Below are 14,516 nucleotides of genomic sequence, written 5' to 3' on the forward strand. Positions count from 1 at the left end.
CTTTATTTCTGTTCCATGCTTTCATAAAACGCCTCGATCAGAGCCTGATCCCGATCCAGTCCTTTTTCTTCCATCTGCGTGGTAAGCTGCAGCATGTTTTTATAATCATTTGGAATAATCTTTTTAAATTTCGGCAGATAGTCTGCAAAATGTTCCAGGACTTTCTGTCCTTTCTCAGAACCTGTAGCTGCCACATGAGCCTCTATCAGTTCCTGAAGTTCTTTTATATCATATTTGCTTTCCATTTTTTCAATAGAAATCATTTTTTTATTGATGTTTCGGTAAAGCTCGTTTTTCTCATCCAACACATAGGCGATTCCCCCTGACATTCCGGCTGCAAAGTTTTTGCCTGTGCTGCCAAGTACGACGACTCTGCCTCCTGTCATATATTCGCATCCGTGTTCTCCGACACCTTCCACGACAGCGTTGGCACCGGAATTTCTGACAGCAAACCGCTCTCCGGCCACTCCGTTAATGTAGGCGCTTCCGCTTGTAGCTCCGTATAAAGCCACATTTCCCACGATAATATTTTCTTCTGCTTTAAAGGTGCTCTCCTTTGGCGGATATACAATCAGTTTTCCGCCGGAAAGACCTTTTCCGAAGTAATCATTGCTGTCTCCACAGAGTTTCAGCGTCAGACCTCCTGGAATAAAGGCTCCGAAGCTCTGTCCTCCTGCTCCGTCGCATTCCACTGTAAAAGTATCCTCCGGAAGACCGTTTTTATACATTCTGGTAATTTCCGAACCGAAGATCGTTCCAAATGTCCGATCCACATTGGTTACATGGGTGTGCACAGAAGTCTTTTCTCCCGTTACCAGAGCAGTTTTCATTTTCTTTAACAGCACCTTCTCATCCTGTGTTTTTGAAAGCTGGAAATCATAGGCTTTTTCCGGCTGGAAGGTTACCGGGTTCTCTCCCTGGCAGGCAGGATACAGAATCTGGCTTAAATCGATTTTACCTGCATTGGGATGTTCTGCCTGGCCTTTGACTTTTAACAAATCGGTGCGTCCCACCAGCTCATCTACGGTACGGACGCCCAGTTTAGCCATGTATTCCCTGAGTTCCTGGGCAATAAAGCGCATGAAGTTTACCACATATTCCGGTTTTCCCTGGAAGCGCTTCCGAAGTTCCGGGTTCTGTGTGGCCACTCCCACAGGACAGGTATCCAGGTTGCAGACACGCATCATCACGCAGCCCATGGTTACCAGGGGTGCTGTGGCAAATCCGAATTCTTCCGCACCCAGTATGGCGGCGATTGCCACATCCCGGCCGCTCATAAGTTTACCGTCAGTTTCCACCCGTACCCGGTTGCGGAGTCCGTTCTGAATCAATGTCTGATGGGTCTCGGCCAGTCCCAGTTCCCAGGGAAGTCCTGCCTGATGAATGGAACTTCTGGGAGCCGCTCCCGTACCTCCGTCATAGCCGGAAATCAGGATAACCTGAGCTCCTGCCTTCGCCACGCCGGCAGCAACGGTTCCCACTCCGGCCTCTGATACCAGTTTTACGGAAATATCCGCGTATTTATTGGCGCTTTTCAAATCGTAGATTAACTGAGCCAAATCCTCAATAGAATAAATATCGTGGTGAGGCGGCGGGGAGATCAGACTTACTCCCGGTGTGGAATGTCTGGTCCTGGCAATCCAGGGATAGACTTTCTTCGCCGGAAGATGTCCTCCTTCCCCGGGTTTTGCTCCCTGTGCCATCTTAATCTGAATTTCTCTGGCCGATACCAGGTAACGGCTGGTCACTCCGAAACGTCCGGAAGCTACCTGCTTGATGGCAGAACAGCGGTCATTGTCTGTTCCCTGAGAATCCAGACGTTCTTCGCTTTCTCCTCCCTCTCCGGTATTGGACTTTCCATGAAGCTGGTTCATGGCCAGAGCCAGCGTCTCATGGGCTTCCTGAGAAATGGAACCGTAGGACATGGCTCCTGTTTTAAACCGTTTCACAATGGAGTCTACGCTTTCCACTTCATCAATTGATATTTCGGAAGAAGGATAGGCAAAATCCATCAGGCTTCTCAGATAGCCGCTCTGCTCCTGGTCTACCAGTTTTGTATATTCTTTAAACAGGGAGTAATCTCCTGTCCATGACGCCTGCTGAAGCAGATGGATGGTCTGGGGATTGTAGCGGTGTTTTTCTCCCTGGCTTCTCATTTTATGATATCCCACACTGTCTAAGGCTAAATCCACATCCAGTCCCAGCGGATCGAAGGCTTTGGCATGGAGGTTCTCCACATCCCTTGCGATATCCTCCAGAGTGATTCCGCCCACCCGGCTGACCGTGTTGGTAAAGTATTTGTCAATGACTTTCTGGGAAATTCCAATGGCCTCAAAGATTTTGGCGCCCTGATAGGACTGGATGGTGGAAATTCCCATTTTTGAAGCGATTTTCACAATTCCGTGTAAAACAGCGCTGTTATAATCGTTTTCCGCCGCATAATAATCTTTATCCAGCATTTTATCATCAATTAACTGATGGATGGTCTCCAATGCAAGATAGGGATTGACTGCACTTGCTCCATACCCTAGCAAAGTAGCAAAATGATGGACTTCCCTGGGTTCTCCGGATTCCAGGATAATAGCCAGAGCCGTTCTTTTCTTGGTTTCAACCAAATGCTGATGAACAGCGGACACTGCCAGTAAGGACGGAATCGCCATCCGGTTCTCATCCACGCCCCGGTCAGAAAGTACCAGGATATTAGCCCCTTCCCGATAAGCCTTATCCACTTCCACAAACAGACGGTCAATGGCTCTTTCCAGCTTGGTTCCCATATAATAGGTAATAGGCACTGTAGCCACCTTAAAGCCGTCTACTTTCATATTTTTGATTTTCAGCATATCCGTATTGGTCAGAATCGGATTATTAATTTTCAGCACCTGACAGTTTTCCGGTTTTTCTTCCAGAAGATTTCCGTCACGTCCCACATAAACCGTGGTACTGGTTACAATCTCTTCCCGGATAGCATCAATGGGCGGATTGGTTACCTGTGCAAAAAGCTGTTTGAAATAATGAAACAGGGGCTGTCTCTTTTTCGCCAGTACGGCAAGAGGAATATCCGTTCCCATGGCTGCAATGGCTTCCGAACCGTTTAATGCCATATTCCGGATGCTGCTTCTGTATTCTTCATAAGTATAACCGAAGGCTTTCTGCAGACGGGCCAGTTCTTCCCTGGAATAGGATTCCACCTTTTTGTTTGGAATTTTCAGGCTCTTCAGTTCTGTCAGATTGCTGTCCAGCCACTCGCCATAAGGCTGACTTTTCGCATAATATTCTTTTAATTCTTCATCATCTAAAATTTTTCCCTGAACCGTATCCACCAGTAAGATTTTACCGGGATGCAGTCTTTCTTTCAGCACAATCTTCTTTGGATCCAGCGCCAGAACTCCTACCTCGGAAGAGAGGATCATGTTTCCGTCGCTGGTAATGTAATAACGGGAAGGACGAAGTCCGTTTCGATCCAGCACGGCTCCCATCACATCTCCGTCGGAAAAAAGAATGGATGCAGGTCCGTCCCAGGGCTCCATCATCGTTGCGTAGTATTGGTAAAAGTCTCTCTTCTCCTGGGAAAGGGTCTGGTTGTTGGCCCATGGTTCCGGAATCAGAATCATCATAGCCAGAGGCAGATCCATTCCATTCATTACCAGAAACTCCAGGGTATTATCCAGCATAGCAGAGTCAGATCCCTGGGTGTTTACTACCGGAAGGACTTTATACAGCTCTCCCTTAAAATAATCCGATTCCATAGTTTCTTCCCTGGCCAGCATACGGTCAATATTTCCCCGAATGGTGTTGATTTCTCCGTTATGGACAATGAACCGGTTGGGATGGGCTCTCTCCCAGCTTGGATTCGTGTTGGTACTGAAGCGGGAATGAACCAGTGCAATGGCGGACTGGTAATCCGGATCCTGGAGATCCGCAAAGAAAGTGCGAAGCTGTCCCACCAAAAACATTCCTTTATATATAATGGTTCTGCTGGACATGGAAACCACATAAGTCATGTCATTACTCTGTTCAAAAATCCGGCGTGCAATGTAAAGCTTCCGGTCAAAATCCAGACCTTTTTCCACATCTTCCGGCTTTTCAATAAAAGCCTGCATAATATTGGGCATACATTCTTTTGCCTTATGTCCCAGTACCTCCGGGTGAATGGGCACCTGACGCCATCCCAGGAATTTCAGTCCTTCTTTTTCCACGATGATTTCGAACATCTTTTTCGCCTGGTTCCGTTTCAGCTCATTCTGAGGGAAAAACAGCATGGCAACTGCATATTCTCTCTCTCCTCCAATGGCGATATTTTCTTTTTTACATACCTTTTGAAAAAATTTATGGGAGATCTGGACGAGAATACCCACGCCGTCTCCTGTCTTTCCTTCTGCGTCTTTTCCTGCCCGGTGCTCCAGATTCTCAACAATCTTTAAAGCGTTCTCCACGGTGGTATGACTCTTTTTTCCTTTTATATTGACAACTGCTCCGATTCCGCAATTATCATGTTCAAACTCCGGCCGATACAAACTTTTCTCTCTCATCCTTTTCCTCCTCCTCTTTTTTCTTTTGTGCTGCTGCTATAAATCCCCGAAACAGCGGATGTGCCCGGTTGGGTCTGGATTTTAATTCCGGATGTCCCTGCACGCCCACAAAGAAGGGGTGTTCTTTTAATTCCATCATCTCCACAATCCTTCCGTCAGGGGAAAGACCGGAGAAAATTACACCGTGACGTTCATAATCCTCCCGGTATTCATTATTTACTTCATAACGGTGACGATGCCGTTCGGAAATCTCTGTTTTTTGGTACAGGGAAAAGGCTTTTGTACCCTCCTGCAAAATACAGGGGTAAGCTCCCAGACGAAGGGTCCCTCCAATGTCTTCTACCTGACTCTGATCCGGCATTAAAGCAATCACCGGGTGACTGGTCTTTGGATCAAATTCCACACTGTGGGCATCCCGGTAGCCCAATACCTCTCTAGCAAATCCTACCATAGCCATCTGCATTCCCAGACAGATTCCCAGATAGGGAATTCCATGTTCTCTCGCATAAGAGCCGGCAAGAATCATTCCTTCCGTTCCCCTCTCTCCGAATCCTCCGGGAACCAGAATCCCGTCGGCATCTCCCAGTATGTTTTCCATATTGTCTTCTTTTAAAAGCTCCGAATCCACCCATTTAATATTCACACTGCATCTCTGGGCAATTCCTCCGTGCTTCAAAGCCTCTACCACACTGATGTAGGCGTCGTGAAGCTGTATATATTTTCCTACCAGAGCAATGGTAATTTCTGTTTTCGGATGTTTTAAGGCTTCCACCATTTCTTTCCATTCCGTTAAATCCGGAACCGGACAGTCCAGATGGAGACATTCTAAAACCACCTGAGCCAGATGCTCCTCTTCCATAGCCAGCGGAGCTTCATATAAATATTCTACGTCCAGGTTCTGGAGAACATGATTGCTGGGAACATTACAAAACATGGAAATCTTATCTTTCAGCTCCCCGGGAACTTCCTGTTCCGACCGGCAGACTAAAATATCGGGCCAGATTCCCATTCCCTGCAGCTCTTTTACGCTGGCCTGGGTAGGTTTCGTTTTCATTTCTCCGGAAGCTTTCAGATAAGGAATTAAAGTTACATGAATCAGAATTACATTCTCTTTTCCTTTCTCTCTCTGGAACTGCCGGATAGCCTCTAAAAAGGGCTGACTTTCAATATCGCCCACGGTTCCGCCCACCTCAATAATTGCGATTCGCTCTTCCCGGGGGCTCTTTTCTTTATAAAAGCGGCTCTTTATTTCATTGGTAATGTGAGGAATCACCTGTACCGTTCCTCCTCCGAAATCTCCGTGCCGCTCTTTCTGAAGCACCGACCAGTAAATTTTTCCGGTTGTAACATTGGAATTTTCATCCAGATTTTCATCAATAAACCGTTCATAGTGGCCCAGATCCAAATCCGTTTCTGTCCCGTCTTCTGTTACAAATACTTCTCCGTGCTGCGTCGGATTCATTGTTCCCGGATCAATATTAATGTAAGGGTCAAATTTCTGCATGGTCACCTGATATCCTCTGGCCTTTAAAAGTCTTCCCAGAGAAGCGGCTGTAATTCCCTTTCCAAGTCCGGAAACAACTCCGCCCGTAACAAATACATATTTTACAGACATTCCTGCTTCCTCCTCAAACCAGTTTTTCTATTTATGAAGCCCTGCTGCAAAACGAAAAGCGCCTGAACAACCCTCCCGTCAAATCTGCTCTCTGTTTTCTTAGTATTGGTAGAAATACAGAAAATATCAGATGACCGGTTTCGTGTTCAGACGCCATTGTCTTCTACAGGAAACATATTCTAATTGTAATCGGCTTCAAAAAACCATGGAAATACTATAAACTAAATTCTTTCATTTGTAAATCCCCAAATTTTCAAAATTCTTTTTTTAAAAAAGGGATTGACAATTTACAGATTTGGTGTATACTCTTCCCATAAAGCAACGGCGCTTTGGACTTTTTGTCCGAAGTGCCTTTTTTATTGTCATCAGAAAGGAGAACCTGAATATGAAAAATGTTCCTGAATTATACGGAAGCCTGGTATTTAATGACAAAGTTATGAGGGATAAACTTCCGAAAGACATGTATAAAGCCCTGAGAAAAACCATTGAAAACGGAACTCATCTAGAACTGGATGTGGCCAATTCCGTGGCCGTTGCCATGAAAGAATGGGCGGTAGAACACGGCGCTACTCATTTTACCCACTGGTTTCAGCCCATGACCGGATTTACCGCTGAGAAACATGACAGCTTTATTACCCCTATTGGAGACGGGGAAATCATTATGGACTTCTCCGGCAAAGAACTGATTAAGGGAGAGCCGGATGCTTCCAGTTTCCCGTCCGGAGGTCTTCGGGCCACCTTTGAAGCCCGTGGTTATACTGCCTGGGATCCCACTTCTCCCGCTTTCATTAAAGACAGAACTCTTTACATTCCAACTGCTTTCTGTTCTTACAGCGGAGAAGCCCTGGATAAGAAAACTCCTCTTCTGCGTTCCATGGAAGCCTTAAGCAAGGAGGCCGTACAGCTCCTTCATCTCATTGGCAAGAAAGACGTTTCTCATGTCTCTACTACTGTGGGACCGGAACAGGAATACTTCCTGGTAGATAAAGATCTGTACCTGCAGAGAAAAGATCTGCAGTTCTGCGGACGGACTCTTATCGGCTCTTCCGCACCAAAAGGCCAGGAAATGGAAGATCACTATTTCGGCTCTTTAAAGCCCCGCGTATCTTCTTACATGCATGATTTAGACGAAGCCCTCTGGAAACTGGGGATTCCTTCTAAGACCAAACATAACGAAGTGGCTCCTGCCCAGCACGAACTGGCTCCTGTTTTTGATACTGCCAATGTGGCCGTGGATCATAACCAGCTTACTATGGAAATTATGAAGAAAGTGGCTCAGAAACATAACCTGGTATGCCTCCTTCACGAAAAACCTTTTGAAGGGATTAACGGAAGCGGCAAACATAACAACTGGTCCATGATTACCAATACCGGCGCAAATTTACTGGAACCGGGGAAAACACCTGCTGAAAATACCCAGTTCTTATTGTTCCTGGCAGCAGTCATTCAGGCTGTGGACGACTATGCCGACTTAATGCGTCTTTCCGTAGCTACTGCCGGAAATGACCATCGTCTCGGAGCCAATGAAGCGCCCCCTGCCATTGTATCCATTTTCCTGGGAGATCAACTGACGCAGATTCTGGATTCCATTGAAAACGATACCTACTTCAATACCCAAAGAGACGTACAGATGGAAACAGGCGCAACGGTACTGCCTCACTTTATTAAAGATACCACAGACAGAAACCGTACTTCTCCCTTTGCTTTCACCGGAAACAAATTTGAATTCCGTATGCTTGGCTCCTCCCTTTCTGTGGCAGGTCCTAACATTATTTTAAATACAGCAGTGGCCGAGGTTCTCAGCCAGTTTACCAAAGAGCTTTCCTCTGCTGCTCCTGAAGAGATGGAAAGCGCAATTCATAACCTGTTAAAAACGACCATTAAAAATCATAAACGGATTATCTTTAACGGCAACGGCTATACCGATGAATGGGTAGAAGAAGCAAAACGCCGCGGCCTGGATAATTTAGTTTCCACTCCGGAAGCCCTGCCCCGTTTTGTATCTGATAAGAGTATTGATTTATTTACAAAACATCATATTTTCACCACTGAGGAGCTGCATTCCAGATATGAAATCATGATGGAAAATTATGAGAAGACCATTCATATTGAAGCAAAGACCATGGAAGAAATGGTGCAGAAAGATTTCCTTCCGGCTCTTTTAAGCTATCTTGAAAAGGTATCTTCTGCAGCCCTTTCCAAAAAAGCCTTCCTTCCTCAGTTATCTGTATCCTGCGAAGAACAGCTTGTGACAAAGCTCAGCGATTCCTACGCGGCAATTACCGGAGGGCTTGAAAAATTAACTGCAGATACCCAGACGGCTGAAGCTCTCACAGATGTTTTAGAAGCCTCTCTGTATTACCGCAGAACCATCTTAAAAGATATGGAAGAGCTCCGTTCTTCTGTAGATGCGGCAGAAAGGCTGATTCCAGACAACTATCTGCCCTATCCTACTTATGACAAACTTTTATTTTCCATTTAAGGAGACTCGGACATGGAAGACTTGACAAACGCTCAAACAGGTATTAAAGAAGCCTGCGGTGTATTCGGCATTTATCAATTTCACAAAGGTAACGTATTTTCTCTTATCCATTCCGGACTTTATGCCCTCCAGCACCGCGGGCAGGAAGCCTGTGGGATCGCTGTTTCTGATACAGAAGGTGAACGCGGAAACATTCGATCCCGCAAAGGCCCCGGACTGGTCAGTGAGGTATTCAAAAATTCCAAGGAAGAAGATTTCTGCGGAAACCTGGGAATCGGACACGTCCGTTACTCCACCACCGGAGCCTCTGTTGCTGAAAACGCACAGCCTTTGGTCTTAAAATATGCAAAGGGCACCATCGCCCTGGCCCATAATGGAAATCTGGTAAATGTTTCTCCTCTTCGGGAGGAACTGGAACGTGCCGGCACCGTTTTTCATACAACAACCGATTCAGAGGTTATCGCCTGCCTGATTGCCAGAGAGCGGGTTCGCTCCCACTCTGTGGAAGAGGCGGTTCTTAAAGCCGTCTCCAGATTAAACGGCGCTTATGGACTGGTGATTATGAGTCCCAGAAAATTAATTGGAGTGCGGGATCCCTGGGGATTAAAGCCTCTGTGCCTGGGAAAGCTTGAGGATGCCTATCTTCTCGCTTCAGAAAGCTGTGCCCTGACCTCTATCGGCGCGGAATTTGTCAGAGACATTGAACCGGGAGAACTGATTACTATCACTCCCGATGGAATTACCTCTAAACGCTTTACCCATCCAATGGCAGAAAAAGAAGCCCGCTGCATCTTTGAATATATTTATTTTGCCCGGCTGGACAGCACCATCGACGGTGTTTCCGTCTACGAATCCCGGATTCAAAGCGGCAAAGCCCTGGCCAGATCTCATCCTGTGGATGCAGATCTGGTTATCGGGGTTCCGGATTCCGGCCTGACAGCCGCTAAAGGTTATTCCCTCCAGTCAGGGATTCCTTTCGCACTGGCTTTCTATAAAAACAGCTATGTGGGACGGACTTTTATTAAACCCACACAGGAAGAACGGCAGACAGCCGTATCCCTGAAACTGAATGTCCTGGCCTCTGTGGTGGCAGGCAAACGGTTGGTTCTGGTGGACGACTCCATTGTCCGGGGCACCACTATCGCGGCTCTGATTCAGATGTTAAAAAAGGCAGGAGCAAAGGAAATCCATGTGCGGATTAGCTCACCGCCCTTTCTGCATCCCTGTTATTTCGGCACCGATGTTCCGTCCAACCGCCAGTTGATAGCCTCTTCCAAAACTCCGGAAGAGATCTGTCGGTCCATCGGCGCAGATTCTCTGGGCTATCTGGATTTAAAAGATCTGCCGTCCATTGCCGGAGGCCTTCCCATCTGTAAGGCCTGCTTCGACGCCGACTATCCTATGGAGATTTCTTAGATCCTTCCCGCTCTTCTGGCCTCTTCTCTGGAGAAGACGCAGCCGCAGTAGTTCTGTCTGTAAAGTCCGTATTCGGAGGAGAGTTCAATGGAGCGTTTATAACCGTTTTTCTTCTTGAAATCGGAGGGGAGATGAAGAACCTGATACTGTTCTTCCAGCTCTTCTCCGATTTCATTTATTTTCCCTGCATTTTTCAGAGGGCTGATGGACAGCGTGGTGGTAAAATAGTCATAACCGCCTTCCGCCGCCAGTCTGGCGCTCTCCTCCATTCTCATCCGATAACAGGCAAAACACCTCTCCTGCCCTTCCGGAAGTTCCTCCATTCCTTTTGCCATAGTGAAGAATCTCTGTGGATCGTAGCTCCCTTCCTGCATCTGTATGGGATACCGGGCCGGAAGCTTTTGAACCAGCTTTTTTAATTCCTGCACCCGTTTTTCATATTCTTCTTTCGGATAGATATTCGGATTATAGTAAAAAACCGTTATTTTAAAGTAAGAAGACAGATACTCCAATACATAGCTGCTGCAGGGAGCGCAGCAACTGTGAAGAAACAGAGTGGGAACTCTGTTTTCCCTCTGAAAGTCCTCTAACAGCTTCTCCAGTTCTTTTTGATAATTTCTCTGATTTGCCATAGTCTCTCATTCTCTCTTTCTATTTTCCAGAAGATATTATAGCACATTCCCTTTTGCAAGTCATAGGATAAACTATATTCTATATGGAGGTTTTTCTATGAATCCACTTCTTGAAGTAAAGGATATAAGCCTCTCTTACCACAGTCTGTCCGGGGAAACCAACGCCCTCTCTCATATATCTTTCTGTGTTTTTCCCGGTGAATTCGTCGCCATTGTAGGCCCCAGCGGCTGCGGGAAATCCACTCTGTTAAATCTGATTTGCGGCCTTCTGCGTCCGGATAAGGGGGAGATTCTACTGAATCATACCAGTGTTTTCCATAATACCACCCGCGTGGGCTATATGCTGCAAAGAGATCAGCTTTTAGAATGGCGGAGTATTTACCGAAACGTTTTGCTGGGACTGGAAATTCAGCATCAGGTTACACCTGAAAAACTGACTTATGTCCGGCACCTGCTGAAAGCTTACGGGCTGGAACGGTTTCAGGATTCCCACCCTTCTCAGCTCTCCGGAGGTATGCGTCAGAGAGCGGCTTTAATCCGTACCCTTGCCCTGGAGCCTGAGCTGCTTTTACTGGATGAACCTTTTTCCGCCCTGGACTACCAGACACGGCTGAAAGTGGCCGATGACATCGGGAAAATCCTGAAGAAGGAATCCCGCACTGCCATCTTAGTTACCCATGATGTCTCTGAAGCTGTCAGCATGGCCGATCGGATCCTTGTTCTTACGAAACGGCCGGCCACTATACAAAAGAATATCCCGATAGATTTGGAGCTTCCCGGGCGTACGCCTCTGTCCTCCAGAGATGCGCCGAAATTTAAGTATTATTTTAATCTGATATGGAAGGAGCTGAATAAAAATGATACAGACATCTCCGGAACAAAAGAAATATCTCCGCTCTCAGCGCCGTGAGAAATCCCTTGTTTTACTGATACGATTCCTTCTGTTGGTCTTCTTCCTGGCTTTTTGGGAACTGGCCGCGTCTCTCGGATGGATTGACTCCTTTATTTTCAGCAGTCCCCGAAGAGTCTTTTTCACCTTTTTAGAAATGTTAAAGGAACAGTCCTTACTTTCTCACATCGGTGTGACTTTACTGGAGACACTGGTCAGTTTCTTCTTTGTCATTATTTTAAGCCTGGGCGTTTCCATACTTTTGTGGGCATCTCCCAGGCTCTCCCATATTCTGGATCCTTATCTGGTAGTCTTAAACAGTCTGCCCAAGTCTGCCCTGGCTCCTCTTTTGATTGTATGGCTGGGCGCAAATGTACGGACGATTATCGTAGCCGGACTTTCCGTAGCCATTTTCGGATCTGTTATCAATCTCTATACCGGATTTCAGGAGGTGGATCCGGATAAGCTGAAGCTGATTGCCACCCTTGGGGGCCAAAAGAGAGAACAGCTTATTAAGGTAGTGCTTCCTTCTTCTGTGGGACTGATTTTAAGTGTGATGAAAGTCAACATCGGACTGTGTCTGGTGGGGGTTATTATCGGCGAATTTATCGGCGCCAGAAAGGGACTGGGCTATCTGATTATCTACGGCAGCCAGGTATTTAAGCTGGACTGGGTGATTATGAGCATTCTCATCCTCTGCCTGCTGGCAATGGCCCTGTATTTTCTCTTATCTGCTGTGGAAAAAGCCTGCCAGCGTGGGAGATAGCTTCACCTGCCTTGTGGAATACAAAACCGGGCGTGAGAGAAACTCTCACGCCCGGAAAAAGTGAAATGTTGGATTGATTATAACTGAGGTCCTGCTGCAACCAGAGCTTTACCAGCTTCGTTGCCTTCGTATTTTGCAAAGTTCTTAACAAATCTTCCTGCCAGATCTTTTGCTTTTGCTTCCCATTCAGCAGCATCTGCATAAGTATCGCGAGGATCCAGAATGTTGGTGTCAACGCCCGGCAGTTCGGTAGGAACTTCAATGTTGAAGTATGGAATCTTCTTTGTAGGAGCTTTCAGAATATCTCCGTTCAGGATTGCATCGATGATTCCACGGGTATCTTTAATGGAGATACGTTTTCCTGTTCCGTTCCATCCTGTATTTACCAGGTATGCTTTCGCACCGCTCTGTTCCATTCTCTTAACCAGCTCTTCTGCATATTTGGTCGGATGCAGCTCTAAGAAAGCCTGTCCGAAGCAAGCAGAGAAAGTAGGTGTAGGTTCTGTAATACCACGCTCTGTACCAGCCAGTTTTGCTGTAAATCCGGACAGGAAGTAATACTGTGTCTGTTCCGGTGTCAGAATAGATACTGGAGGAAGTACGCCGAATGCATCTGCAGACAGGAAGATAACTTCTTTTGCTGCCGGAGCAGAAGATACCGGACGAACGATTTTTTCAATGTGGTCGATCGGGTAAGATACACGGGTATTTTCTGTTACGCTCTTATCATCAAAGTCGATTTTGCCTTCTGCGTCTAAGGTAACGTTTTCCAGAAGAGCGTTGCGTTTAATTGCATTGTAGATGTCCGGTTCAGACTCTTTATCCAGGTTAATAACTTTTGCATAGCATCCGCCTTCAAAGTTAAATACGCCGTTGTCATCCCAACCATGCTCGTCATCACCGATCAGAAGACGTTTCGGGTCTGTGGACAGAGTTGTTTTTCCTGTTCCGGAAAGACCGAAGAAGATTGCTGTATTTTCTCCGTTCATATCTGTGTTTGCAGAGCAGTGCATGGAAGCGATGCCCTTCAGAGGCAGATAGTAGTTCATCATGGAGAACATACCTTTTTTCATTTCTCCACCGTACCAGGTATTTACGATAACCTGCTCGCGGCTTGTGATGTTGAACATTACAGCTGTTTCAGAGTTCAGGCCAAGTTCTTTGTAATTTTCAACTTTTGCCTTGGAAGCGTTGTAAACAACGAAATCCGGCTCAAATTCTTCCAGCTCTTCTGCTGTAGGCTGAATGAACATGTTTGTTACAAAGTGTGCCTGCCATGCTACTTCCATGATAAAGCGGATAGACATACGAGTGTCTTTGTTCGCACCGCAGAATGCGTCAACTACGTACAGTTTCTTGTTTGACAGCTCTTTTAAAGCAATGTCTTTTACCGTATTCCATGCTTCTTCTGTTGCAGGATGGTTGTCGTTCTTGTATTCGTCAGAAGTCCACCATACAGTGTCTTTGGAGTTTTCATCCATTACGATGAACTTGTCTTTAGGGGAACGTCCGGTATATTCACCAGTCATTACATTTACTGCGCCAAGTTCACTTACCTGGCCTTTTTCAAAACCTTCCAGATCTGCTTTTGTTTCTTCTTCAAATAACATTTCATAAGAAGGATTGTGCACGATTTCTATAGTTCCCGTAATGCCATACTTGCTTAAATTCATTTCTGCCATTTCACCTTTAACCTCTTTTCTTTAATAATACATAAATAAAACAAGTTCTCAGAGCCTGAGATCTTACATTATTTATGTAAGGGAATACATTGCTGTGACTCCCTCATTCCTAATTATACATATTTAATCAATTAAATCAATAAAAATCCGCCATATTTTTTAAAAAATGATAAATTTTTAACGCTAATGTCAAAAGAACGGACAGAAACTTTCCGTCTCTGTCCGTTCTTTTTCCTGTTCAGGATTCTTTTTTCTCCATGCCGGGAATAACCTGTTCCTGGGCTTTAATGACATAACCGCATTTGCTGCACACGGCGTCTTCTACCACTCTTCCTCTGGATGTATATACATCCATCTCTGCTTTACACTGGGGACATTCACGCTCTTCTAATACCCAGGTTTTATTTCCGCCTTCACAACCGTCCATAACTGCCATAAAAAACCCTCCTTTTCCTCTCCGTTTTCCGGAGATTGCTTTTTTCTAAGAGTATTATAACACTTTTTC

At 45.9% G+C, this 14,516-nt stretch carries 9 protein-coding genes; 4 read left to right on the forward strand and 5 right to left on the reverse strand.

Annotated features, from left to right (window positions below; translation table 11 throughout):
* Positions 1-2: 2 nt before the first annotated feature.
* Together gltB and B5F53_RS11110 are read right to left on the reverse strand one after the other, a co-directional pair.
* On the reverse strand, positions 3-4,529 hold the full coding sequence (gene gltB, locus B5F53_RS11105) for a glutamate synthase large subunit (protein ID WP_087223379.1): 4,527 nt from the start codon (positions 4,527-4,529) through the stop codon (positions 3-5).
* Positions 4,495-6,144, reverse strand: coding sequence for a CTP synthase (locus tag B5F53_RS11110; protein ID WP_087223381.1), 1,650 nt, complete (start codon positions 6,142-6,144; stop codon positions 4,495-4,497). Before B5F53_RS11110 ends, gltB begins: the two co-directional genes overlap by 35 nt.
* A gap of 385 nt (positions 6,145-6,529) precedes the next feature.
* Between B5F53_RS11110 and B5F53_RS11115 the strand changes: the two genes are divergently transcribed.
* Complete coding sequence (locus tag B5F53_RS11115; protein WP_087223383.1) at positions 6,530-8,626, forward strand: glutamine synthetase III family protein; 2,097 nt, start codon at positions 6,530-6,532, stop codon at positions 8,624-8,626.
* 12 nt (positions 8,627-8,638) lie between these two features.
* The gene (gene purF / locus B5F53_RS11120) at positions 8,639-10,042 is read left to right on the forward strand and encodes an amidophosphoribosyltransferase (RefSeq protein ID WP_087223385.1); all 1,404 of its coding nucleotides are present in this window, start codon (positions 8,639-8,641) and stop codon (positions 10,040-10,042) included.
* Here the strand turns inward: purF and B5F53_RS11125 are convergent.
* Positions 10,039-10,674, reverse strand: a complete 636-nt coding sequence (locus B5F53_RS11125; RefSeq protein ID WP_087223387.1) for an epoxyqueuosine reductase QueH — start codon at positions 10,672-10,674, stop codon at positions 10,039-10,041. The two genes, purF and B5F53_RS11125, sit on opposite strands and share 4 nt — an antisense overlap.
* Positions 10,675-10,771: 97 nt before the next feature.
* Here B5F53_RS11125 and B5F53_RS11130 point away from each other — a divergent pair, with 97 nt between their 5' ends.
* Both B5F53_RS11130 and B5F53_RS11135 read left to right on the forward strand, forming a co-directional pair.
* Positions 10,772-11,584 carry an ABC transporter ATP-binding protein gene (locus tag B5F53_RS11130; protein ID WP_087223389.1) on the forward strand — a complete coding sequence of 271 codons (813 nt, stop codon included), beginning with the start codon at positions 10,772-10,774 and terminating at the stop codon, positions 11,582-11,584.
* Positions 11,532-12,329: an ABC transporter permease gene (locus B5F53_RS11135; RefSeq protein WP_087223391.1), complete on the forward strand. Its 798-nt coding sequence runs from the start codon at positions 11,532-11,534 to the stop codon at positions 12,327-12,329. The genes B5F53_RS11130 and B5F53_RS11135 overlap by 53 nt, the downstream gene beginning before the upstream one ends.
* 77 nt (positions 12,330-12,406) lie before the next feature.
* Here B5F53_RS11135 and pckA read toward each other — a convergent pair whose 3' ends face one another.
* Both pckA and B5F53_RS11145 read right to left on the reverse strand, forming a co-directional pair.
* Entirely contained in the window at positions 12,407-14,011 is a 1,605-nt protein-coding gene (pckA, locus tag B5F53_RS11140; RefSeq protein WP_087223393.1) for a phosphoenolpyruvate carboxykinase (ATP), read from the reverse strand.
* 238 nt (positions 14,012-14,249) lie between these two features.
* Positions 14,250-14,447 carry a hypothetical protein gene (locus B5F53_RS11145; protein ID WP_087223395.1) on the reverse strand — a complete coding sequence of 66 codons (198 nt, stop codon included), beginning with the start codon at positions 14,445-14,447 and terminating at the stop codon, positions 14,250-14,252.
* Between the last annotated feature and the right edge of the window lie 69 nt (positions 14,448-14,516).

Origin of the sequence: Blautia sp. An249 (assembly GCF_002159835.1) — a bacterium.
GTDB lineage: Bacteria > Bacillota > Clostridia > Lachnospirales > Lachnospiraceae > Blautia_A > Blautia_A avistercoris.